The 23,484-nt window shown below is 62.2% G+C and carries 21 protein-coding genes; 9 read left to right on the top strand and 12 right to left on the bottom strand.

The window, feature by feature from the left end; genetic code table 11:
• Nucleotides 1–100: 100 nt before the first annotated feature.
• The 3 genes from tal to AMK05_RS19750 all read left to right on the top strand — a co-directional run bounded on the left by tal (nucleotide 101) and on the right by AMK05_RS19750 (nucleotide 2,366).
• Nucleotides 101–1,066 (top strand): transaldolase, encoded by a 966-nt coding sequence (gene tal / locus AMK05_RS19760; RefSeq protein WP_064840787.1) that lies wholly within the window; start codon nucleotides 101–103, stop codon nucleotides 1,064–1,066.
• A gap of 92 nt (nucleotides 1,067–1,158) precedes the next feature.
• Nucleotides 1,159–1,827, top strand: coding sequence for a DUF1345 domain-containing protein (locus AMK05_RS19755; protein ID WP_064840786.1), 669 nt, complete (start codon nucleotides 1,159–1,161; stop codon nucleotides 1,825–1,827).
• Between the two features lie 89 nt (nucleotides 1,828–1,916).
• Nucleotides 1,917–2,366, top strand: a complete 450-nt coding sequence (locus AMK05_RS19750) for a DoxX family protein (RefSeq protein ID WP_064840785.1) — start codon at nucleotides 1,917–1,919, stop codon at nucleotides 2,364–2,366.
• Nucleotides 2,367–2,437: 71 nt separating this feature from the next.
• On the opposite strand, the gene AMK05_RS19745 is transcribed toward AMK05_RS19750, so the two are convergent.
• From AMK05_RS19745 to AMK05_RS19715, 7 genes are all read right to left on the bottom strand, one after another.
• Nucleotides 2,438–2,611 carry a DUF1328 domain-containing protein gene (locus AMK05_RS19745; RefSeq protein WP_003566688.1) on the bottom strand — a complete coding sequence of 58 codons (174 nt, stop codon included), beginning with the start codon at nucleotides 2,609–2,611 and terminating at the stop codon, nucleotides 2,438–2,440.
• A gap of 180 nt (nucleotides 2,612–2,791) precedes the next feature.
• A complete protein-coding gene (locus tag AMK05_RS19740; protein WP_064840784.1) occupies nucleotides 2,792–4,219 on the bottom strand; it encodes a gamma-aminobutyraldehyde dehydrogenase in 1,428 nt (475 codons plus the stop codon).
• A 13-nt stretch (nucleotides 4,220–4,232) separates the two neighbouring features.
• Entirely contained in the window at nucleotides 4,233–5,045 is an 813-nt protein-coding gene (locus AMK05_RS19735) for an ABC transporter permease (protein ID WP_064840783.1), read from the bottom strand.
• Nucleotides 5,035–5,997 (bottom strand): ABC transporter permease, encoded by a 963-nt coding sequence (locus tag AMK05_RS19730; protein ID WP_064840782.1) that lies wholly within the window; start codon nucleotides 5,995–5,997, stop codon nucleotides 5,035–5,037. Before AMK05_RS19730 ends, AMK05_RS19735 begins: the two co-directional genes overlap by 11 nt.
• Complete coding sequence (locus AMK05_RS19725; RefSeq protein ID WP_064840781.1) at nucleotides 5,994–6,980, bottom strand: ABC transporter ATP-binding protein; 987 nt, start codon at nucleotides 6,978–6,980, stop codon at nucleotides 5,994–5,996. The genes AMK05_RS19730 and AMK05_RS19725 overlap by 4 nt, the downstream gene beginning before the upstream one ends.
• 216 nt (nucleotides 6,981–7,196) lie before the next feature.
• The gene (locus AMK05_RS19720) at nucleotides 7,197–8,357 is read right to left on the bottom strand and encodes an ABC transporter substrate-binding protein (RefSeq protein ID WP_064841456.1); all 1,161 of its coding nucleotides are present in this window, start codon (nucleotides 8,355–8,357) and stop codon (nucleotides 7,197–7,199) included.
• A gap of 118 nt (nucleotides 8,358–8,475) precedes the next feature.
• Nucleotides 8,476–9,384, bottom strand: coding sequence for a LysR family transcriptional regulator (locus tag AMK05_RS19715; RefSeq protein WP_064840780.1), 909 nt, complete (start codon nucleotides 9,382–9,384; stop codon nucleotides 8,476–8,478).
• A gap of 179 nt (nucleotides 9,385–9,563) precedes the next feature.
• Between AMK05_RS19715 and AMK05_RS19710 the strand changes: the two genes are divergently transcribed.
• A complete protein-coding gene (locus AMK05_RS19710) occupies nucleotides 9,564–10,313 on the top strand; it encodes a hypothetical protein (protein ID WP_064840779.1) in 750 nt (249 codons plus the stop codon).
• A 64-nt stretch (nucleotides 10,314–10,377) separates the two neighbouring features.
• On the opposite strand, the gene lysS is transcribed toward AMK05_RS19710, so the two are convergent.
• The 5 genes from lysS to AMK05_RS19685 all read right to left on the bottom strand — a co-directional run bounded on the left by lysS (nucleotide 10,378) and on the right by AMK05_RS19685 (nucleotide 16,231).
• Nucleotides 10,378–11,871, bottom strand: a complete 1,494-nt coding sequence (lysS, locus tag AMK05_RS19705; protein WP_064840778.1) for a lysine--tRNA ligase — start codon at nucleotides 11,869–11,871, stop codon at nucleotides 10,378–10,380.
• Nucleotides 11,872–12,053: 182 nt separating this feature from the next.
• Nucleotides 12,054–13,508, bottom strand: coding sequence for a glutamate--tRNA ligase (gene gltX, locus AMK05_RS19700; protein ID WP_064840777.1), 1,455 nt, complete (start codon nucleotides 13,506–13,508; stop codon nucleotides 12,054–12,056).
• 242 nt (nucleotides 13,509–13,750) lie between these two features.
• The gene (locus tag AMK05_RS19695; protein ID WP_064840776.1) at nucleotides 13,751–14,500 is read right to left on the bottom strand and encodes a TerC family protein; all 750 of its coding nucleotides are present in this window, start codon (nucleotides 14,498–14,500) and stop codon (nucleotides 13,751–13,753) included.
• 106 nt (nucleotides 14,501–14,606) lie between these two features.
• The gene (locus AMK05_RS19690) at nucleotides 14,607–15,446 is read right to left on the bottom strand and encodes an AraC family transcriptional regulator (RefSeq protein ID WP_064840775.1); all 840 of its coding nucleotides are present in this window, start codon (nucleotides 15,444–15,446) and stop codon (nucleotides 14,607–14,609) included.
• Between the two features lie 104 nt (nucleotides 15,447–15,550).
• A complete protein-coding gene (locus AMK05_RS19685) occupies nucleotides 15,551–16,231 on the bottom strand; it encodes a TetR/AcrR family transcriptional regulator (RefSeq protein WP_064840774.1) in 681 nt (226 codons plus the stop codon).
• A gap of 151 nt (nucleotides 16,232–16,382) precedes the next feature.
• Between AMK05_RS19685 and AMK05_RS19680 the strand changes: the two genes are divergently transcribed.
• The 5 genes from AMK05_RS19680 to xylA all read left to right on the top strand — a co-directional run bounded on the left by AMK05_RS19680 (nucleotide 16,383) and on the right by xylA (nucleotide 23,454).
• Nucleotides 16,383–17,597: an HlyD family secretion protein gene (locus tag AMK05_RS19680; protein ID WP_064840773.1), complete on the top strand. Its 1,215-nt coding sequence runs from the start codon at nucleotides 16,383–16,385 to the stop codon at nucleotides 17,595–17,597.
• A gap of 27 nt (nucleotides 17,598–17,624) precedes the next feature.
• A complete protein-coding gene (locus AMK05_RS19675; RefSeq protein ID WP_064840772.1) occupies nucleotides 17,625–19,223 on the top strand; it encodes a DHA2 family efflux MFS transporter permease subunit in 1,599 nt (532 codons plus the stop codon).
• Between the two features lie 206 nt (nucleotides 19,224–19,429).
• Entirely contained in the window at nucleotides 19,430–20,452 is a 1,023-nt protein-coding gene (locus tag AMK05_RS19670) for a LacI family DNA-binding transcriptional regulator (protein ID WP_064840771.1), read from the top strand.
• A 19-nt stretch (nucleotides 20,453–20,471) separates the two neighbouring features.
• A complete protein-coding gene (gene xylB / locus AMK05_RS19665; protein ID WP_064840770.1) occupies nucleotides 20,472–21,926 on the top strand; it encodes a xylulokinase in 1,455 nt (484 codons plus the stop codon).
• 217 nt (nucleotides 21,927–22,143) lie between these two features.
• Nucleotides 22,144–23,454 (top strand): xylose isomerase, encoded by a 1,311-nt coding sequence (gene xylA, locus AMK05_RS19660; protein WP_064840769.1) that lies wholly within the window; start codon nucleotides 22,144–22,146, stop codon nucleotides 23,452–23,454.
• The last annotated feature ends 30 nt before the right edge of the window (nucleotides 23,455–23,484 follow it).

Raw genomic sequence — 23,484 nt, 5'->3', positions numbered from 1 at the left:
GCCTTTTCGCCTGCAGCATGCAGACAGCCTGTCGGTAGATCACCTTTGCCGGGCGGAACTCGCGCCGGTCGCAGCCCAAGTTCAACAAGGATTATTGACCATGACATCCAAGCTTGACCAACTCCGCGAGATTACCACCGTCGTCGCCGATACCGGCGACATCGAGGCCGTCGCCCGCCTGAAGCCCGTGGATTGCACGACGAACCCGAGCATCGTGCTGAAGGCGCTGGGAACGCCGATGTTTGCCGACGCCATCAAGGAAGCCGTCGCCTGGGGCAAGAAAAAGGGCGGCAATTCCGAAGCCGTGTCTTCGGCCGTCGCCGACCGACTCGCCATCTCGGTCGGCGCCGCGCTGGTGAAGCTCGTGCCGGGCCGTGTTTCGACGGAGGTCGACGCCGATCTGTCCTTCGACACCGAGGCTTCGCTTGCCAAGGCTCGGTCGATCATCGCCGCCTACAAGGACCGCGGCATCGATCAGGACCGCATCCTCATCAAGCTCGCCTCCACCTGGGAAGGCATCCGCGCCGCCGAAGTGCTGCAGAAGGAAGGCATCGACTGCAACCTGACGCTTCTCTTCAGCAAGGCCCAGGCGATCGCCTGCGCCGACGCGAAAGTGTTCCTGATCTCGCCCTTCGTCGGCCGCATTCTCGACTGGTACAAGAAATCAACCGGTAAGGACTACACGGCCGAGGAAGATCCGGGCGTCATCTCCGTCCGTGAAATCTACAACTATTACAAGGCGAACGATATCAAGACGATCGTCATGGGCGCCTCCTTCCGCAGTGCCGGCGAAATCGAAGCCCTTGCCGGCTGCGACCGCCTGACCATCAGCCCGAACCTGCTCGACGAGCTCGCCAAGGATGAAGGCAAGCTAGAGCGCAAGCTCTCGCCGGAGAGCCGCAAGCCGGATCCGAAGGTCTCTGTCGACGAGAAGACCTTCCGCTGGCTGATGAACGAAGACGCGATGGCGACGGAAAAACTCGCCGAAGGCATTCGCGCTTTCGCCAAGGATCTCGGAACATTGCGCACCATGGTGCAGAAGGAACTGCAGCTCGCCGCCGCCTGATAGAGCACGGCATGCAATCGAAGGCGCGGCTGCCGCTGGCAGGCGCGCCTTTTTCGTGCTGTTATCAAGGGCATATGCTGTCGGAGACTGGTATGGTGGATGAGGAACAGGCAAATTCCCTTGCGGCATTTGCCTACAAGCATGCGAGCTTCATCATATCGGTCCTTGCCGGACTAGTGGTCTTCTTGGCTGTGACCTCGCGCGACGTCAGTGCCGGCAACATCTTGTTCGGCTGGAATATCAGCGCCGGCGTTTTTGTCGCGCTCAGCTGGCGCAAGATGCTGCGGGCGACGGTTGAAAGCATCCGGAAACGCTCCGCGGACCTCGATTTCTCCGACACCGTCCTTTTGGCGCTTTCGATCGGTGCAGCACTTGCGAGCATCGCCGGTATCGGCATTGAGCTTCATTCGATCAAGGAAGCAACACCTGACGTCGCGCTGGCGCGCGCGGGCGCCGCGGTGCTGACGATCCTGATCTCCTGGATCTTTCTGCACACGCTCTTCACCATCCATTACGCCCACTATTTTTATGGTGGTGCCGACGAGGAGGGCGGCCTCAAGTTTCCTGACGGGATCGAAGAGCCCGGTTACTGGGATTTCCTCTATTTCTCCTTTACCATCGGCGTTGCCGCGCAGACGGCGGATGTCGCGGTCAGTTCGACCAGCATGCGCAAGCTGACACTGCTGCATGCCGTGCTGTCGTTCCTGTTCAATACGACGATCCTGGCGCTGGCGATCAATGTCGGGGCGAGCCTGCTATAATGCGCCCTATCGCCGCAGCCGTGAGGATCCGAGCCAGAGAGCCATCACATGCGAAGGCGGCAAGGTCGAATAGCTGAGTACAGGAGGGTATGATGGAAAGCGCCTCAAGCCGGCCCGGGCCGGCCGATGTCATTCTTCTCCTGGGCAGGCTTCTGCTGTCGCTGATCTTCCTGCATGAGGGTTGGTCACTTGCGATGAATATCACCGCGACCATCGACACTTTCGCAGAACTGGGGCTTTCGGTGCCGGTTGCAGTTGCTACCATTGCCCTTCAGATCGGCGCCGGCCTTTCGCTCGCGACGGGTTTCCTCAGCCGGCTCGGCGCATTCGCATTGGCGCTCTTCTGCCTGGCGACCGCCTTGCTCTTTCACACGAATTTTGCCAGCCAGAACGAACTCCTGCATTTCGAGAAAGACCTGGCGATTGCCGGGGGCATGTTCGTGCTGGCGGCGTCCGGCGCCGGATCGATATCGATCGACAATCTGCTGCGAAAGCGAACAAACAGACTGCATCCCTGGCTGCGGGCGGTGCTCTCCTGAAAAGCCAGGATATCCGGCCGATTGCGGCTATAGCGCTTCCGCCGATCTCACCTTCTGTTAGAAGCAGCTGCTCATAGGATCGCCTGTCCGGCCATCAGCGCAAGGACGAGGAAGATCAGGAAGATCACCAGCGCGATGCCGAAGAGAACGCGGGCGATGGTCGCGGTGGCCGCGGAGACACCGGAAAAACCGAAGAAGCCGGCGACGATCGAAATGACGAAAAATATCAGAGCCCATTTCAGCATGGCATCATCCTTTGCTTTTGCCTTGAAGACGCGGCAGCCGGGAAATTGTTCCGGATGGCTTCGGATGAGACGGCATTGCGGGCTCTGCCAACGAGGCTAATGATCCGGAGCGGCGGTGGTCAATTCCCCTTGCATACGGTCTCCCCGACGGCGCCTCTCCGGATCCTTCTTTCTCGCCGCTCAGCCGTGATTGATCATCACGTGGCGCACCGCGGTGTAATCCTCGAGCGCATAGGCCGACATGTCCTTGCCGTAGCCCGATTGTTTGAGGCCGCCATGCGGCATCTCGTTGGCCAGCATGAAATGCGTGTTGATCCAGGTGCAGCCATATTGCAGCCGCGCGGCGGTCTTCATGCCGCGGCCGATATCCTTGGTCCAGACGGAGGAGGCGAGGCCGTAGTCGCTGTCGTTTGCCCAGGCGACGGCATCGTCGGCTTGGGAAAAGCGGGTGACCGAGACGACCGGCCCGAAGACCTCGCGGCGGACGATCTCATCGTCCTGCAACGCGCCTGCTATGACGGTCGGCGTGAAGAAGAAGCCCTTGTCGCCGGAGACCTTGCCGCCGGTGGTGATCTCCATGTGCTTGTGTTCCGAGGCGCGGGCGACGAAGCTCTCGACGCGGTCGCGCTGACGCCTGGAGATCAGCGGGCCGATCTCGTTTTCGGTGTCGTCGGCCTGGTTGAAGCGGATGCTTGCGACGGCCGAGGAGAGATCGGCGACGAAATTGTCGTAGACCCTGGCGTCGGCGTAGATCCGGCAGGCGGCGGTGCAGTCCTGGCCGGCATTGTAATAGCCGAAGGTGCGGATGCCTGAGACGACGGCGTCGACATCGGCGTCGTCGAAGACGATGACCGGGGCCTTGCCGCCGAGTTCCAGATGGGTGCGCTTGACCGTCTTGGCGGCGGCCTGCAGCACCTTCTTGCCGGTGGCGACATCGCCGGTGATCGAGATCATGCTAATCTTGGCATGATTGATCAGCGCGTTGCCGACGCTTTCGCCGCGGCCGAGGATGACGTTGACGACGCCTTCGGGCAGGATGTCGGAAAGCAGCTTCGCCATCTTCAGCGCCGTCAGCGGCGTCTGCTCCGACGGCTTGAAGACGACGGTATTGCCGCCGGCGATTGCCGGCGCCAGCTTCCAGGCCATCATCATCAGCGGATAGTTCCACGGCGCGATCGAGCCGACGATGCCGATCGGATCGCGGCGGATCATCGAGGTGTGGCCGGGCAGATATTCGCCGGCGGCCGGTGCGTGCAGGTTGCGCACGGCGCCGGCGAAGAAGCGATAACAATCGACAATCGCCGGGATCTCGTCGTTCAGCACAGCATTGATCGGCTTGCCGCAATTCAAAGCCTCGAGCGTGGCGAAGCCGGCGGCATCCTTCTCGATGGCATCGGCGATCTTCAGCAGGTAGCCGGAACGTTCGCCCGGCGTCGTCTGCGACCAGCCTGCGAAGGCTTTTTCGGCGGCATCGACGGCGGCGTCGATCTGGGACAGCGAGGCTTCGGGAAGGTCGATCACCGTCTCGCCGGTCTTCGGGTTCAGGATGTGCTCTTCCGTCTCCGTGCCCTTTTCGAAACGCGAACCGATCAGCATCTGGGTATCCATGATGTTCTCCCTGTTATTTGCCGGCGCCGGCAATCTGGTCGCCGTCGCGGGTGAGGTAATAGGCTGCCAGGATCGGCAGGAAAGTGACGAGCACCACCACCATGGCGACCACATTGGTGACCGGGCGCTGGCGTGGGCGGATGAGTTCTTCGAGCATCCAGATCGGCAAGGTCGATTGCTGGCCGCCGGTGAAGGTGGTGACGATGACCTCGTCGAAGGACAGCGCGAAGGCCAGCATGCCGCCGGCGAGCAGCGCGGTGCCGATATTCGGCAGGATGATATGGCGGAAGGTCTGGAAGCCATCGGCGCCGAGGTCCATCGACGCCTCGATCAGCGAGCCGGAGGTGCGGCGGAAGCGGGCGACCGCATTGTTGTAGACGACGACCACGCAGAAGGTGGCGTGGCCGAGCACGATGGTCCAGACCGAAAACGGGACGTCGAACAGGCTGAAGGCAGAGCGCAGCGCAATGCCGGTGATGATGCCGGGAAGGGCGATCGGCAGGATGACCAGCAGCGAGATCGCCTCACGACCAAAGAATTTCGTCTGGCTGACGGCCGCCGCGCAGAGTGTGCCGAGCACCAGCGCGATCGCCGTGGCAATGACGGCGACCTGCACGGAAAGACCGAGCGCCGACCAGACATCCGGCCGGTCCCAGGCGACGGCGAACCATTGTAGCGTCAGGCCGGGCGGCGGCCATTGATAGCTCTTTTCCTCGGTCGTGAAGGCATAGATGAAGATCAGCAGGATCGGCAGGTGCAGGAAGAGCAGCCCGCCAGCGGCGGCGATCTTTAAGGGCAGCGGCGATCTCTTGAGGTCAGAGCGCATCGAAGGCTCCCAGCTTTTTGGCGAGCGACAGATAAAGCGCCATGATGACGATCGGCACGACGGAAAAGGCCGCCGCCAGCGGCACGTTGCCGGCGGTTCCCTGCTGGGCATAGACCGCCTGGCCAATGAAGAGCCTCGACGAGCCGATGATCTGCGGGATGATGTAATCGCCCAATGTCAGCGAGAAGGTGAAGATCGAACCGGCAACGATGCCGGGCAGCGCCAAGGGCAGAAGCACAGTGCGGAAGGTCTGGCGCGGCGTGGCGCCGAGATCGGCCGAGGCCTCGATCAAATTGCCGGGCACCCGCTCGAGGGCCGCCTGGGTCGGCAGGATCATATAGGGCAGCCAGATATAGACGAAGACGATGAAGGTGCCGAGATAGCTCACCGACAGCGAATTGCCGCCGACGACGGGCAGATTGAGGATGCCGTCGAGCAGCCAGGCGAGATGGAGCTTCTCGAGGATCCAGGTCAGGATGCCTTCCTTGGAGAGGATCAGCTTCCAGGCGTAGATCTTGACGAGATAGCTCGACCACAGCGGCAGCATGACGCCGAGGTAGAAGAGCGCCTTCCATTTGCCCTGTGCATAACGCGCCGCGTAATAGGCGATCGGAAAGGCGATCAGCGCGGAAGCCACCGTGACCAGCGCGGCCATGACGACGGTGCGGATGATGATGTCGAAATTCGTCGGGCTCAGCAGCTGGGCGTAGGTCGCAAGGGTGAATTCGTAATTCACCAGCCCGGAAAAATCGTCGATCGAGAAGAAGCTCTGCAGCAGCAGGGCGATCAGCGAGCCGATATAGATGATGCCGAGCCAGAGCAGCGGCGGCGTCAGCATCAGGAAGAGCAAGAGCTTCGGATGCCGCCAGAACGTATCCGACAGCCGGCCGAAGAACCCGCCGCGTCCCGGACGGATCGATGTCTTGCCGCTGGACAGGGTGAGCGCCGTCATGCCGCATCGTCCATGTAGTGGATATCGGCCGGCTGCCAGGCGAGGCGGATACCGGCACCGAGGTCAGGCACCGGCGCGCCGGCTGGCAGCATGACATGCAGCCGGCTGCCCTTGAGATCGACGCTGAGACGGGTGGCGGCGCCGAGGAAGCTTGCATTTTCGATCGTCGCTTCGACGCCGTCGCTTGCCAGGCGGATCGCTTCGGGGCGCAGGCTCGCCCAGCGTTTCTCGCCGCCGAGCGCGGCCATCAGTTCAGGCGCGATCACATTCGAGGAGCCGACGAAATCGGCGACGAAACGGGTCTTCGGGCGGCGGTAAATATCCTGCGGTGTGCCTTCCTGGACGATGTTGCCATTGTTGAAGACGGCGACACGATCGGCCATGGACAGCGCCTCGCCCTGATCATGCGTGACGAAGACGAAGGTGATGCCGAGCGCGCGCTGCAGGCTCTTCAATTCCTCCTGCATCTGCTCGCGCAGCTTCAGGTCCAGCGCGCCGAGCGGCTCGTCGAGCAGCAACACTTTCGGCTTGTTGACGAGGGCGCGGGCGAGCGCCACACGCTGCCGCTGGCCGCCGGACAGTTGACCGGGGCGGCGGGCGCCGTAGCCCGGCAGCTTGACGAGATCGAGCGCATCGCCGGCCGCCTTCATCCGTTCCGCCTTGCCGACGCCCTTGACCATCAGCCCGTAGGCGACATTGTCGAGGATGTTGAGATGCGGGAAGAGCGCGTAGTCCTGGAACACGGTGTTGACGTTGCGGCGATAGGGCGGGATGCCGTCGGCCGTCTCGCCGAAGATCTGGATATGGCCGGCGCTCGGCTGTTCGAAGCCGGCGATCAATCTCAGGCACGTCGTCTTGCCGGAGCCGGACGGACCGAGCATGGCGAAGAATTCGCCAGGCGCGATCTCGAGGTCGACGCCGTCGACGGCGCGAACCTGGCCGAAATGGCGCGATACCTGCTGGAAACGGACGGCTGAGGTCATGGAGGACTCCGGGTCTTGCATGTTTAGAGAGGGCTTTGGTCCGGGCTTAAAAAGACCCCGCCCCAAACCCCTCCCCACAAGGGGGAGGGGCTTAACTTGCCGCACCCTCGCGAAGAATTCGGCTTTCAGAGAGGAGTGAGGCGGTGCACCTATAGCCCCTCCCCCTTGTGGGGAGGGGTTGGGGAGGGGTCTTCAACCACACAAGCCGACTTGCAATTACCGCCCGCCGATCACGCCGATATAGTCCGACACCCAGCGATGGTATGGCACGCATTCGCTCTGCGTTGTGCATTTGGCGACCGGGGTCTTCCAGAACTTGATCTTGTCGAAGTGATCGAAGCCGTTGGTGGCGCAGCCGGCATCACCCATGAGTGCGTTGCCCTTGCAGGCGGCGGGAACGGAGGGCACGGCGCCGAACCAGGCGGCGGCGTCGCCCTGGACCTTGGCCTGCAGCGAATGTTCCATCCACATATAGGCGCAGTTCGGATGTTGGCTGTCGGCGTGCAGCATGGTGGTGTCGGCCCAGCCGGTGACGCCCTCCTCCGGGAAGGTGGAGGCGATCTTCTGCTTGTCGGCCTGCAGCAGATTGACCTGGAACGGCCAGGAGCCGGAGGCGACAACGCCCTCGTTCTTGAAGTCGTCGATCTGGATCATCGCGTCGTGCCAATAGCGCGAGACGAGCTTGCGCTGGCCGCGCAACAGGTTGAGGGCGGCTTTGTACTGGTCCTCGGTCAGCTCGTAGGGATCCTTGATGCCGAGATCCGGCTTGTGGGCCATCAGATAGAGGGCGGCGTCGGCGATATAGATCGCGCCGTCATAGGCCTGAACGCGGCCCTTGTTCGACTTGCCGTCGGGCAGCGTCTGCTCCTCGAAGACGACGTTCCAACTGGTCGGCGCCTTGTCCTTGAAGGCGTCGGTGTTGTACATCAGTACATTCGGCCCCCAGAGGTAGGGCACGCCGTAATGCACGTCGCCGACCGTATACCACGGGCCTTTCTGCAGCCGCTCGTCGACCGTCTTGAAGCTCGGGATCAGATCGGTGTTGATCGGCTGGACACGCTTGCCGGCGATGAGGCGAAGCGAGGCGTCGCCCGATGCCGTGACGAGATCGAAGCCGCCCTCGTTCATCAGCGAGACCATTTCATCCGAGGTGGCGGCGGTCTTGACGGAAACCTTGCAGCCGGTCTCCTTTTCGAAGCCGGTAACCCAGTCGTAATTCTTGTCGGTTTCGCCGCGTTCGATATAGCCGGCCCAGGCGACGATGCTGACCGCTCCTTCGCCCTTGCCGAGCGCCTTCAGCGGTTCGGCGGCGATCACCTGTGTCGCGAAGCTCAGGCAGGCGAGTCCTGCCGTGCAGGATTTCAAGAGATGCGTCATCATCCGTCTCCCGGTCTTGCCACTTTCCGTGGCGGTTTGTTCCCGGATGAAAAGGTGACGCGAAAAGCCCGCTTTCGCAAATTCATTTATCAGAAAGGCGTTATCGGAAATTCCGATATCAGCGGATGCGGCCGGAGCGCAGACTTTCGGCGATGCCGACGAAATCGCGGGCCGCCTGCGGCAGGCTGGAGCCCTTGCGCCAGACCATGCCGACCTGGACGACCGGCAGTGAGCCGGAAACGTCGCGGCTCTCGATGCGGTCGCCTTCCAGCGACCACGGGCGGTAGACGAGATCGGGCAGCAGCGCCACGCCAGCGCCTGTCGCCACCAGGCTGCGCACCGCTTCCACCGAGCGGGTGCGGAAGGCGACATGCGGGCGGGCGCCGAGCGCCGAGAGCAGTTTGCCGGTATTCTCCTCGATTTCGTCGACCGTCAGCATGATCAGCGGCTCGCGGGCGATGTCGGCGACCGAGATGATGTCGGCCGACACCAGCGGATGGCCCATCGGCAGCCAGAGCCGATAGGGCGAGGTTTCAAGGATCTCGGCCTGCAGCGCCATGCGGTCGCGCAGGTTCGAGATTACCATGACAGCGACGTCGAGTTCGCCGCCGACCAGAAGATGCTCGAGATAACCGCCATTGTCCTCGATGGCGCTGACCTCGATTCCAGGGCAGGCGCGCCGGTATCGCGCCAGGAGATCGGAGAGCACGTAGCCGGCGACGAGCGAGGTGACGCCGATGTTGAGTGTGCCGGAAAGCGCGCTTTGCTGGCCGGAGAAGCTGGTGCGCGCATCGGAGACGGAGGCGAGGATCTTCGTCGCGTGACGAAGGAATTGATGGCCATTGTGAGTGATGCTCAGGCCGCGCGGATGGCGCTCGAAGAGCGCAACGCCGAGGTCGGTTTCGAGCTCTTTCAGCGCTTCCGTCACCGAGGATTGCGAGATCGACAGGTTCTGTGCAGCGCGCGTTACCGATCCTTGTTCGGCGACGGCGACAAAATATTGAACCTGGCGAAGCGTGAAGGCCATCAGCGTTTAGAGCATGGCGGAACAGGCCGTGGCAAGCGCTCGGAAAATGCGGACCTTTTTTGGTGTTTTTTCAAAATGGTGCAGGCTTCGCACGCCCACTTAAACTTTCAGAAACGTCATTTCCTTAGCATTATCAGCACTTGTCCTGCGTTGGAGTTTCAGATGGCGGAGCAGTTGGCGTGAAGGCCTTACTGCGCATGTTCCGGCCTTCCCGGAAATTGGCAATCATCATCGGTGGAGTCGCTCTTCTGGCGGGCGTTTCCGGCGGCGCGGCCGTTTATGTCGGCAAGGACAGGCTGATGGGTGCCGCCGGTGGCGGTTCCGGGCTCGAATGCAGCGATGTTAATCTGGTGACGATCCGCAAGCAGAACCACATCTGGGTGCGCAAATACATCAAGACCGAACCGACCGACGGGATGACGCGCGTCAGGACCGCGCTTCGTGTCGCCCAGGCCGTTTATGCCGCGCAGAAGCCGGATCTGGTTCAGGTGGTGGTGCTCGACGAGAACGGCCCGACATTGCGCGCCGACCTTCGCGGCCGGGCGATCGGCGCCGATGTCGTCTATATCCCGCATCCCGACAAGACCGTTCCCGGCCTCGACGACAAGTCCTACACGGCGCGCTACTATGACGGCAAGGCCAGCGAAAACGGGCTGTTCTTCGGCGAGCGGATCGATCTGCCGGTGGACGAGATCGCCATGATCAGCGCCGGTTTCGAGGATCCAGAGGATTGCGTCGACCCGGTCGCGGTCGGCTCGACGACAAACGCGGCAAAGGGCAAGGAAAAGAAGCCCGCCGGCGGCGCCCATGGCGCAGCGCCGGCGGCTGAAGGTGAGCCCGCGCCCGCCGCCGAGAGCGCCGGCGCCGATGTCGTGGCCGAATCGCCGGCCGAAGAGCCGCTGGAAACTGCGCCCACCAAGACACATTGACCAGATAGCATAAAAAAAGCGGAGCGCCGGGCACTCCGCTTTCGTTTTCCTGCGTCTCTTCCCCTCAGTCGGCCTTGTTGCGGCGGGCCGGGAAGAGGATGACGTCGCGGATGGACGGCGCGTTGGTCAGCAGCATGATCAGACGGTCGACGCCGATGCCGAGGCCGCCTGCGGGTGGCATGCCCTGGTCGATCGCATCGAGGAATTCCTCGTCCAGCTGCTTTTCCTTTTCGCCGCGGGCATGCGCCTGTTCGAGCTGCTCGACCATGCGGCGGCGCTGCTCTTCGGGATCGTTAAGCTCCGAGAAGGCGTTGCCGAGTTCCCAGGCGTTGCAATAGGTCTCGAAGCGCTCGACCAGCCGCGGCTCGCCCGGCACTTCCTTGGCGAAGGGTGAGATGTCCTTCGGGAAATGCGTGACGTGAGACGGCTGGATCAGCGTCGATTCAACCTTTTCCTCGAAGATGAAGGCAAGGCACTCGCCCCAGGTCCAATCCTTCTCTACCGCGAAGCCGGCAGCCTTGGCGGCGGTGCGTGCTTCCTCGTCGGTCTTGATCGCCAGGAAATCGATGCCAGTGGCTTCCTCGACGGCGTCGGGCATCGGCACGCGCTTGAACGGCCCCTTGAAGGACAGGCGCTTGTCGCCGAAGTCGAATTCGGCGGTGCCGTGAATGGAGAGCGCCAGGGTCTCGAACAGGCGCTCGACGAGGTCCATCATGTCCTCGTAATCGGCATAGGCCCAGTAGCACTCCATCATGGTGAATTCGGGGTTGTGCCGGGTGGAGACGCCTTCGTTGCGGAAGTTCCGGTTGACCTCGAAGACCTTGTCGGTGAGGCCCGAGACCAGCGTGCGCTTGAGGAACAGTTCCGGCGCGATGCGCAGATACATGTCGAGCTTCAGCGTGTTGTGATGCGTCTTGAAAGGCTCGGCGGTGGCACCGCCATAGATCGATTGCAGCATCGGCGTCTCGACTTCCATGAAGCCGTCATTTTCCATGAAGCGGCGGATGCCGGAGACGATCTTCGAGCGCTGCTGGAAGCGCAGCTTCGAATCCTCATTGGTCAGGATGTCGAGATGGCGCTTGCGATAGCGCAGCTCGATGTCGGAGAGGCCATGCCACTTCTCGGGCATCGGCAGCAGCGACTTGGTCAGCATCTCGATCTTCTGGGCGTTGATCGTCAGCTCGCCGCGCTTGGTGCGGCGCACGATGCCGGTGATGCCGATGATGTCGCCGATGTCGATCATCGGCAGCAGAGCGCGGGCCTCTTCCGGCGTCGTATCCTTATGGCTGAAGATCTGGATCTTGCCGCCGGCGTCGTGGATGTCCATGAACATGCCGGAGTTGCGCGAGGAATAAACGCGGCCGGCGACGGTGACGACATCCTGCGTCTCGACATCCGGTTCCAGCGATTCGTACTTGGCGCCGAGCTCGGCATTGGTCATCGTCCGGTGGAAATGCGCCGGATAGACGTCGCCGATCTGTTCGCGCAGCAGCTTCAGCTTCTGGGCGCGCACCTCAGTCGCGTCGGAGGAAAGGGTGTTTTCGGTCTTGTTGTTCATGTTTTTTGCCTCATCGATGCGGCATGAATTCTAAACCAACGTTCGTTTTACCCGAAGCGTGGCGACTGGCTCGACGCTAACCCTCCCCCTTGTGGGGAGGGTCGGAGCGAAGCGGAGGGGAGGGGTTTTCTGGAAAAAGGCCCCTCCCCAACCCCTCCCCAGGAGGGGGAGGGGCTTCCGCGTCATTTCGAGCCGACTAGGGCGGCGACCGCCTGCGCGGCCAGCTTCAGGCGCTGGCGCACGACGGAGCGGCCGAGGATCGCCATGGAATCGAAGAGCGGCAGCGAGCGCGATGAGCCGGAGACGGCGACGAAGAGCGGCGAGACCACGACCTTCAGCTTCTTGCCCATGCGGTCGGAGATCGCGCGCAGCTCCGCCTCGATCGTCTCGACATTCCATTCCAGGATCTTTTCCAGATCCGGCTGAACGGTGTTGAGGATCTCCAGAATCTCTTCCGGCGGCGACTTGATCTTGGCGAAGTCCGACGGCTGCAGGCCGAGATCGGACTTTAGCAGGAAGCCGGCGAGGTCGGGCAGCTCGCCGAGCTTGGAGATGCGCGTCTGCGACAGGCGCAGGCCCGCCTTCAGGCGGTCGTTTTCCATGGCCCAGGTCAGCACCCGCGCCTGGAATTCCTCTTCCGACAGTTTCTCGCGGATCCAGCGGCCGTTCAGCCAATCGAGCTTCTGGATATCGAAGATCGCGCCGGCCTTGGAGAGGTTTTCGGGGTCGAACTTTTCGGAGAGCTCCTCGATCGTCAGCAATTCCTCGCCTTCGGCGATCTGAATGAAGAACAGGCCGAGGAAGTTCATCAGCGCTTCGGGGATATAGCCGAGCGCCGAATAATAGGAGATCGAGGTCGGGTTCTTGCGCTTCGACAGTTTCGACTTGTCGGCATTGCGCATTAGCGACAGATGCATGAAGACCGGCTGGTCCCAGCCGAAATAGCGATAGAGCAGAATGTGCTTCGGCACCGAAGCCAGCCATTCCTCGCCGCGCGCCACATGGGTGATCTTCATCAGATGGTCGTCGATGACGTTGGCCATGTGATAGGTCGGCATGCCGTCAGCCTTGATCAGCACCTGCATGTCGACGGAATCCCACGGGATGGAGACATCGCCGTAGACGCCGTCGGTGAAGTCGCAGGAGCCCTCAGTCGGGATCTTCATGCGGATGACGGTCGTCTCGCCGGCTGCCATGCGCGAGGTCACTTCCTCGGCCGTCAGGCTGAGGCAGAGACCGTCATATTTCGGCGGCTTGCCGGCGGCGCGCTGTGCCTCACGCATCTGTTCGAGGCGCGCGGGCGTGCAGAAACAGCGGAAGGCATGCCCCTTCTCCAGCAGCTCCTCGGCGTAAGGCTGGTACATCGGCTTGCGGTCGGACTGGCGATAGGGGCCGTAAGGGCCGCCGATATCGGGGCCTTCCTTCCATTCCAGCCCGCACCATTTCAGCGCGTCCAATACCTTGGTCTCGAATTCCGGGGTCGAGCGCGTGGCATCGGTATCTTCGATGCGTAGGATGAACTCGCCGCCATGCTTCTTGGCGAAAAGATAGTTGAAGAGAGCGATGTAAGCGGTGCCGACATGCGGCTCGCCGGTCGGCGAGGGAGCGATGCGGACGCGGACGCCGGAAGTTGTCATTGGTATGGCCCGTCAATGAACGCCGGACGGCTTTCTAGAAAAAGCGACGTTCGGCCGAAGGATGCAGATATCTTCATCGGCAAACCGGCCGAAAAAGGGCATGCGCCCGCACTATCCGCCGATCGTCCGTTCGGCTGGCCTTAGGCCATATTCAACCGGGCGCGTCAAGAAAAACCACGTCTGCAAAGGCCCGGGGCAGTGAGGACGGCGCGCCGGTTGCGACGCGCCGTCCCGCTTCAGTCTCAGTGGGCGCCCTCGCGTTTCCGCTTGCGGGCATTGCGTGCGAACATGTTCAGCACCTCGACCAACGCCGAGAAGGCCATGGCGGCGTAGATGTAGCCCTTCGGCACGTGGAAGCCCATGCCTTCGGCGATCAGCGTCGTGCCGATCATCAGCAGGAAGGCGAGCGCCAGCATGACGATCGTCGGGTTCCGCTCGATGAAGTTGGCAAGCGGGTTTGCGGCCACCAGCATGACGGTGACGGCGGCGATGACGGCGATCACCATGATCGGCAGATGCGGCGTCATGCCGACGGCGGTGATGATGCTGTCGACGGAGAAGACGAGATCGAGAAGCAGGATCTGACCAATTGCCGATGCGAAGCCGGTCGTGGTGGATTTCGCAATGAAATCCTCCTGATGGTCTAGGGGATCGACGGTGTGGTGAATTTCCTTGGTGGCTTTCCAGACGAGGAACAGGCCGCCGGCGATCAGGATCAGATCCTTCCAGGAGAAGCCGTGGCCGAAGGCCTCAAACAGCGGTTCGGTCAGCTGCACGATCCAGGCGACGGTGCCGAGCAGTCCCAGGCGCATGACCAGCGCCAGACCGATGCCGATCTTGCGGGCCCTCTCCCGGTGCTCGGGCGGCAGTTTGTTGGTGAGAATGGAAATGAAGATCAGGTTGTCGATCCCGAGAACGACTTCCATCACCACCAGCGTGATGAGCGCCACCCAGGCGGCCGGATCCTGAATGAGCGTCATGATTTCCTGCATCAGCGTATATCCCTCTTGCGTCACATGCGTGAATGACGCGCGCAATGTAGTGTCGGCAGCCTGCTACGCAAGCGCCGCAAGGGGGTATACGAAATTGATGTGACTTTTATTCCTTAATAGGCAGCCAGATTTCGGTGACGCCCATGCCGGTATAGGGGTCGAAGCGCTCGTCATAGCGTTCGAACATGTCGGGCATGGCGCCGTGCTCCAGGCCGGAGGTCGGCCACCATGTGCCGAAAATCCGGTTCATCGTCGCGGAAATGCCGGAGACATGGCCGCGATGGGCAAAGACGACGTAGCGCTGGCCCGGCAGCTTGAGTGTCGTAAAATCCGCCGGCAGATCGCCGGCATCGGAAATTTCGGCCGCGGCCATATAGCGGAATTTCTCCGCTTCGCCGTCGATATGCGTGCAGACGCCATAGGCGACGTTGCCTTTCTGGCCTGATATATGGCCGAAATGGGCATTGAACTTCTGCCAGAGAGAGGGAATGGCGGCATTGCCGCCATAGGGATAGATCTCCTGAAGGCCGGCCAAGAGCATCGGCGGCAGGATTTCGAAACGGGGCGGTTCGAGGTCGTTGAGGTGGGCGGGGTCCATTCTGATCGGCTCCAGCAAGACAAGGTTACGGGCGTGTCCCTGCCGGCGCACTGCATCCGGCGTCATGCCGAACTGGTCGCGGAAGGCACGGGTGAAAGCCTCGTGCGAGCCGTAGCCGGCACAAAGCGCAACCTCGAGAATGGTGGATGAACCGCCGACCAATGCAGGCACGGCGCGGCTGAGGCGCCGCCCTCTCAGATAACCGCTGATCGAGTGGCCGGTGACGAGTCCGAAGACGCGCGACAGATGATAGCGCGACAATCCGGCCGCTTCCGATATCTCTTCCAGCGACAGATCGCTTTCGGAATGGCTCTCTATGAACCATATAGCCCGTGCGATGGCGTTCATCCCTACTCCCCTGGTTGCTCTTCTTCTCTAGAGAAAAGCCGGCAGCCGGGTTTGATCGTTGTTGCGGAGTTTCAGCCGACGGGAAGCGGCAGTCAAGGATGCGGTCAGGCGGTCTCGTGCCGGCGCGCGCCGTAAGCGGCCATGAAGACGCGGATGGCGCCGCGGATGACGCGGTCGATTTCCTCGCGGGACGGCGGTTCTTCCATGCTTCCGAACAGACGGAGCTTGAAGAAACTGCCGCTGGCGAGATCGAGGAACTGGCCGGCGGCCAGATCGATGTCGTCGATCTCAAGCGCGCCTTCGGCGACATGCCGTTCGAGGAAGTCGCGCATGATGGTGCGCAGGTTTACCGGACCCTTGAAGAAGCGCTGACAGAGCACCGGCATGCGGTCGCGCACGCCGAGAACGGTGCGCATCGCATTGATGACCTTTTCATCGGTCATATGGGTGACGAAGCTTATCCCGAATTCGTATAGGCCGGCTTCAGGATCGTCATGTTCGGCAAGGGCGGTGCGCACGGCGGCCACGAAGGCGGCGCGCTCGTCCTCGATCATCGCCGAAAACAATTCTTCCTTGTTGGTGAAATAGACGTAGAGCGTGCCCTTGGAGACACCGGCCTCACGCGTCACGTCGTTCATGCTGGCGGCGTCGAAACCCATCTTCATAAAGACGCGTTTGGCACCGGCGAGGATCTGCTGGCGCTTGGCCGGATCTTCGCCCGCAGCAAACCGGCCTCCGCCAACGGGAGGGCTGAAGACGGCGGCATGGTCGGGTTTCAGCGTCATTTTTCCTTAACCGTGTTCACGGTTTCGTATTTTCTTTAAAGAAATCGAACCGATTGGTTCTATACACCTTGATATGACGGTAAAACAGGTTTAAGTCAACTGAACCGAACCGTTCAGTTCGATTATTTACTCCAAGATCGGTAAAGTGGTCATGTCGAGCAACCAGAAAAGCAACGTCGCGCGGATCGTCAGCGAAAATACCGGAGCCGAAGAGGCAAAGGCTGAAGCCGCAAGCGTTGCAGAAGCTCCGACGGCGGAAGTCCGCGAGAAGCCATCTGCGCCTGCGCAATCGGTGCCGGCTTCGGTCGCCGCACCCACGGCTGCCAAGAAGCGCCGCAGCCCGGTGCTGCCGATCGTCGTGCTCGCCATTCTCGCGGGCGGCGGCTGGTATGGTTACGAATGGTGGACGAACGGCCGCTTCATGGTGTCGACAGACGACGCCTACATCGAGGGCGATATCGCAACGATTTCGCCGAAGGTCACGGGCTACGTCGCTAGGGTGAATGTGGTCGCCAACCAGGAAGTCAAAGCCGGCGACGTGCTCGCCACGCTTGATAACGGCGACTATCAGAACGCCCTCGATCAGGCGCAGGCCCAGATCGCCACCGAACAGCTTTCGCTGCAGCGCATCGACGCGCAGATCGAAGGCGCCGATGCCAGCCTTGCGCAGGCGCAGGCGCAGAAGGTGGCACTCGAAGCGGCCGTTCGCGGTGCCGAGATCACCCAGAAGCGCCAGAGCGAGTTGCAGGCGAAGTCGGTCGGCACGGCTGCCGATCTCGACAATGCCAATATCGCGCTCGACCAGGCCAAGGCCAATCTTGCCGGCGGCGACGCCAACATCACTGCCGCGCAGGCCAACATCACCATTCTGCAGGCTCAGCGCAAGGAGGCCGAAGGCTCGGTGCGGGCGCTGGAAATCTCGCGCGACAAGGCCGCCCGCGATCTGTCCTTCACCGTGCTCAAGGCACCTTATGACGGCATCGTCGGCAATCGCTCGGTCCAGGAAGGCGATCTCGTTTCACCCGGCCAGCGGCTGATGGCGCTCGTGCCGGTGCATGAGCTCTATATCGACGCCAACTTCAAGGAAACGCAGATCCAGCATCTGGTTGCCGGCTCGAAGGTCAACGTCCATGTCGACGCCTATAGCGACCATCCCGTCGTCGGCACCGTCGAATCGCTCTCGCCGGCGTCCGGTTCGGTCTTCTCGCTGCTGCCGCCAGAAAATGCGACGGGCAATTTCACCAAGGTGATCCAGCGCGTGCCGGTGCGCATCGCGCTGCCGCAGGATGCGCTCGACAGCGGGCGCCTGCGCGCCGGTCTCAGCGTCGTCGTCGACGTCGATACCCGTACGGCGCCGGGCAAGTAAGCCTTTAGACAGGGCGGAGGTTCTCCGATGGCCGGAAGCGCGACAGCAACAGCGGGGACGATTCCGGCGGTACCTGCCCACGCCGATGAGCGCATGGATCCGAGGAAACTCATCGCCTTCTTCGCGATGGTGCTCGGCATGTTCATGTCGATCCTCGACATCCAGATCGTTTCGGCCTCGCTCGCCGAAATCCAGGCCGGCCTTTCGGCAGGCAGCGACGAAGTCGGCTGGGTGCAGACGGCCTATCTGATCGCCGAAGTGATCATGATCCCGCTTTCGGGCACGCTGGCGCGCATCATCTCGACGCGTTATCTCTTCGCGATCTCGGCGGCCGGTTTCACTATGGCGAGCGCGCTTGCCGCGACGGCGACGAATATCGACCAGATGATCGTCTACCGCGCCATTCAGGGTTTTATCGGCGGCGGCATGATCCCGTCGGTGTTCGCGGCCGCCTTCACCATCTTCCCGGCGTCGAAGCGCAGCATCGTTTCGCCGATCATCGGCCTGATCGCGACGCTGGCGCCGACCATCGGCCCGACCGTCGGCGGCTATCTCAGCCACGCCTTCTCCTGGCACTGGCTGTTCCTCGTCAACATCGTTCCCGGCATCATCGTTACGATCGTCACCTGGAACTTCATCGATTTCGACAAGCCGGAACTGTCGCTCTTCAAGAAGTTCGACTGGTGGGGACTGATCTCGATGGGCGTCTTCCTCGGCACGATGGAATATGTGCTCGAAGAGGGCAATTCGAACGACTGGTTCAACGACAGCTCCATCGCCATTGCCGCTGTCGCCTCCCTCGTTGGTGCCATCGTCTTCTTCTATCGCGCCTTCACGGTGGAGTTCCCCGTCGTCGATCTCAAGGCCTTTGCGAACCGGAATTTCTCCTTCGGCTCGATCTTTTCCTTCGTCATGGGCATCGGCCTTTACGGCCTCACCTATATCTATCCGGTCTATCTCGGCCGCATCCGCGGCTATGATTCACTGATGATCGGCGAGACGATGTTCGTCTCCGGGCTGGCGATGTTCTTTACCGCGCCGATCGCCGGCAAGCTGTCGACCAAGATGGACCTGCGCCTGATGATGGTGATCGGTTTCGCCAGCTTCGCCGCCGGCACATACATCATGATACACCTGACGGCCGATTGGGATTTCTACGAGCTGTTCATTCCGCAGGTCCTGCGCGGTTTCGGGCTGATGATGTGCATGGTCCCGATCAACAATATCGCGCTCGGCACGATGCCGCCCTCACGCATCCGCGGCGCGTCCGGCCTGTTCAACCTGACCAGAAACCTCGGCGGCGCCGTCGGCCTTGCGGTCATCAACACCGTGCTCACCAACCGCCAGGACGTGCATTACGAGCGGCTGCGGGAGAATATGGACTGGGGTAATCCGGCGGCGATCGACCAGATGAACAACATGACCGCCAATTTCAACACCTACGGCATGGATGGCGCTTCGGTCGCGATCAAACAGATGGTCGGCCTTGCCACCAAGCAGGCGGTGATCCTCTCCTTCAGCGACGTCTTCCTGATCTTGACCGGGCTTTTCGTTGCGATGATCTTCGGCGTCGCCATGATCAAGAAACCTGCGCCGCAAGGCGGGGGAGGCGGTGGCGGCCACTGACCTCCGGCCTGCCGCCCCTTGAAAAGGCCCTCTCCGGAGGGCCTTTTTGCTTGCTGCCTTCCGGCCGTTATGTCATCAGCGTGTAATCCTCGGTCGTCGGTCCGAAGCGGGCTGGCCGTGTTGGAAAACAGTGTGCCAATCGGCCTTTTCGATTTTTTGATTTACGTACATCAAATTTGGCGCTAAGGGTCTCGTCAGGAGGAATGATGAGGCCAACTGTTCACGATATCGCCGCCGCTGCCGGGGTCAGTCTTGCGACTGTCGACCGGGTTCTCAACCAGCGTCCGGGCGTGCGCCATGTCACGCGGGCGAAGGTCGAGACCGCAATCCGCGAGCTCGGTTATATCAGGGACGTTGCCGCCGCCAATCTTGCCAAGGGGCGCACCTATCCGCTGGTCTTCATCCTGCCGGCCAGCGACAATTCCTTCATGCATGGGCTGAATGCCGAGATCCGGCAGGCGGTGCTGCGCTCGCCGGCCGAGCGCACCGATATTCGCATCATCGAGGTGCCGGCCTTCGATCCGGCCGCCTTGGTCGCCGTGCTCGAGGGGCTTTCCCGGGAAAGACCTTGCGGCATCGCGATGGTCGCGACCGATGCGCCTGAGGTGCGCGCCGTCGTCGACAAGCTGGTGCGCGAGCGCTTTCCCATCGTCACCCTGGTTTCCGATCTCACCGGGTCGCTGCGCCATCATTATGCCGGTGTCGACAATATCGCGGCCGGCCGCACGGCGGCGCGTCTGCTCGGCCGCTTTCTCGGGTCGCGAAAGGGTGAGATCGCCGTGCTTGCCGGCTCCATGCTGGTGCGCGACCATCGCGAGCGGCTGGAAGGTTTTGCCTCTGTCATGGCCGCGGAATTTCCCGATCTGGCCGTCCTGCCGGTTCTCGAAGGCCGCGACGACCCCGAAGTCGCCCATAGGCTCGTTGTCGATGCGCTCGGTAATGCCGGCATCGTCGGCGTCTACAGCCTCGGTGCCGGCAATCGCGGTCTCATCCGGGCGCTGAAGGAGAAGGCCGTCGATCGGACGCTGACGGTGATTGCCCACGAACTGACCGCCTACACGCGCGCGGCGCTCATCGACAACACCATCGATGCGATCCTCAATCAGGACGCCGGCCATGAAGTGCGCAGCGCCATCCGCATATTGAAAGCCAAGGCGGACGGGCTTGCCGTCATCGACGCGCAGGAGCGCATCCGCCTCGACATATTCGTGAAAGACAATCTGCCGTAACGGCAAAGGAGAAGACCCCATGTATCTCGGTCTCGATCTCGGAACCTCCGGCGTCAAGGCGATGCTGATCGACGGCGATCAGACGATCATCGGCTCGGCCAATGGTTCGCTCGACGTTTCCCGCCCCCATTCCGGCTGGTCGGAGCAGGAGCCGTCCCACTGGGTACGTGCCACCGAAGAGGCCGTCGCCGGGCTGAAGGCGAAACACCCGAAGGAGCTTGCCGCGGTCAAGGGTATCGGTCTTTCCGGCCAGATGCACGGCGCGACACTGATCGATGCCGCGGACAAGGTGCTGCGCCCCTGCATCCTCTGGAACGACACGCGCAGCCACGTCGAGGCTGCGGCCCTCGACGCCGATCCGCGCTTCCGTGCGCTGACCGGCAATATCGTCTTCCCGGGCTTCACCGCGCCGAAACTCGCCTGGGTCGAGAAGCATGAGCCCGATGTCTTCGCCAGGATCGCCAAGGTGCTCTTGCCGAAGGACTATCTGCGCCTTTGGCTGACCGGCGACTATATCTCGGAAATGTCGGATTCGGCCGGTACCTCCTGGCTCGACACCGGCAAGCGCGCCTGGTCGTCCGATCTGCTTGCCGCCACCCATCTTTCCAGGGAGCAGATGCCGGCGCTTGTCGAAGGCACCGAGCAGGCCGGTACGCTGCGGCCCGAACTGGCGGCGCAATGGGGCATATCAGGTGATGTCGTCGTGGCCGGCGGCGCCGGGGACAATGCGGCCTCGGCCTGCGGCATGGGGACCGTCAGCGATGGCGCCGCCTTCGTCTCGCTCGGCACCTCGGGCGTGCTTTTTGCCGCCAACGGCTCCTATCTGCCGAAGCCGGAAAGCGCCGTGCATGCTTTCTGCCACGCACTGCCGAACACCTGGCACCAGATGGGCGTCATCCTCTCGGCCACCGACGCGCTCAACTGGCATTCCGGCGTCACCGGCAAGTCGGCCGCCGATCTCACCGGTGAGCTCGGCGAGACGCTGAAGGCGCCGACCGGCGTCACCTTCCTTCCTTATCTCTCCGGCGAGCGCACGCCGCACAATGATGCCGTCATCCGCGGCGCTTTCATCGGCCTCGAACATGAAAGCAGCCGCGTTGTGCTCACCCAGGCGGTGCTCGAAGGCGTCGCCTTCGCCATCCGCGACAATCTCGAAGCGCTGCGCTCGGCCGGCACCGGCATCTCCCGCGTCACCGCGATCGGCGGCGGTTCACGCTCGCATTACTGGCTGGCGTCGATCGCCACTGCCCTCGGCGTTCCGGTCGACCTGCTGGCCGACGGCGATTTCGGCGCGGCCTTCGGCGCCGCCCGCCTCGGCCTGATCGCCGCTACGGGGGCCGATCCGATTGCCGTCTGCACGCCGCCGGTGACCTCAGGCACGATTGAGCCGGTGTTGGCGCTGAGCGATGCTTACGAGGATGCCTATAGGCGCTATCGCGCACTCTATCCGGCGATCAAGTCGCTGGCGCATTGAGAACTGGAGCCGGCGGCCCCCTCATCCGCCTGCCGGCACTGACCGGGGTCGAGCCACGCGTCTCGACCCGTCCTTCGGACCCCCGCTGGGGAGAAGAGATTCGCGGCGGCGCCTCAGTTCCCTTCTCCCCTGGGGGAGAAGGTGGCCCGAAAGGTCGGATGAGGGGGCCGGATGGCACAAACGATAAGACTGAATTACGAACCCCAAGGAGACCAACATGAGCACCGGATTTTTCGGCGATATCCAGAAAGTAAAATACGAAGGCCCCGACAGCACCAATCCGCTGGCCTTCCGCTACTACCAGCCTGATGAAATCGTCATGGGCAAGCGCATGGAAGACCATCTGCGCTTTGCGGTGGCCTATTGGCACACTTTCACCTGGCCGGGCGGCGACCCCTTCGGCGGCCAGACGTTCCTGCGCCCCTGGTTCGAGGACACGATGAAGGCCGCCAAGCTCAAGGCCGACGTCGCCTTCGAATTCTTCTCGCTGCTCGGCGCGCCTTACTACTGCTTCCACGACGCCGACGTGCGTCCGGAGGGCAAAAATTTCGCCGAGAACACCAAAAACCTCAACGAGATCGTCGACTACTTCGCCGAGAAGCAGGCCGCCACCGGCACCAAGCTGCTCTGGGGCACGGCAAACCTCTTCTCCAACAGGCGCTATATGTCGGGTGCGGCGACCAACCCGGATCCCGATGTCTTTGCTTTCGCCGCCGCGACGGTGAAGACCTGCATCGACGCCACGCAGAAGCTCGGCGGCGAAAACTACGTGCTCTGGGGCGGCCGCGAAGGTTATGAGACGCTGCTCAACACCGATATCGGCCGTGAGCTCGACCAGCTCGGCCGCTTCCTCAACCTCGTCGTCGAATACAAGCACAAGATCGGCTACAAGGGCACGATCCTGATCGAGCCGAAGCCGCAGGAGCCGACCAAGCACCAGTACGACTACGACGTCGCGACCGTTTACGGCTTCCTCAAGAAGCACGGACTTGAAAACGAGGTGAAGCTCAATATCGAGCAGGGCCACGCGATCCTGGCCGGCCACTCCTTCGAGCATGAGCTGGCGCTTGCCAATGCGCTCGGCATTTTCGGCTCGATCGACATGAACCGCAACGACTACCAGTCCGGCTGGGATACCGACCAGTTCCCGAACAATGTTCCGGAAATGGCGCTCGCCTATTATCACGTTCTGGCAGGCGGCGGCTTCAAGACCGGCGGCACCAACTTCGACTCGAAGCTGCGCCGCCAGTCTCTCGACCCGGCGGATCTACTGATCGGCCATATCGGCGGCATGGATTGCTGCGCCCGCGGCCTGAAGGCCGCTGCCAGGATGATCGAGGACAAGGCCCTGTCGCAGCCGCTCGCCGATCGTTATGCCGGCTGGGAATCCGCCGAGGCGCAGAAGCTGTTCCGCGGAGAGTATTCGCTGGATGAGATCACCAGTTGGGTCGAGACCAAGGACGTCAACCCGCAGCCGAGATCCGGCAAGCAGGAACTGCTCGAAAACGTCGTCAACCGTTACGTCTGATCAAATACGCCGGCGGCCATCGGCCGCCGG

It is taken from the genome of Rhizobium sp. N324 (genome assembly GCF_001664485.1).
Lineage (GTDB): Bacteria > Pseudomonadota > Alphaproteobacteria > Rhizobiales > Rhizobiaceae > Rhizobium.
The sequence above is the reverse complement of the archived record's forward strand: the minus strand, read 5'-3'. Positions and strand labels throughout refer to the sequence as shown.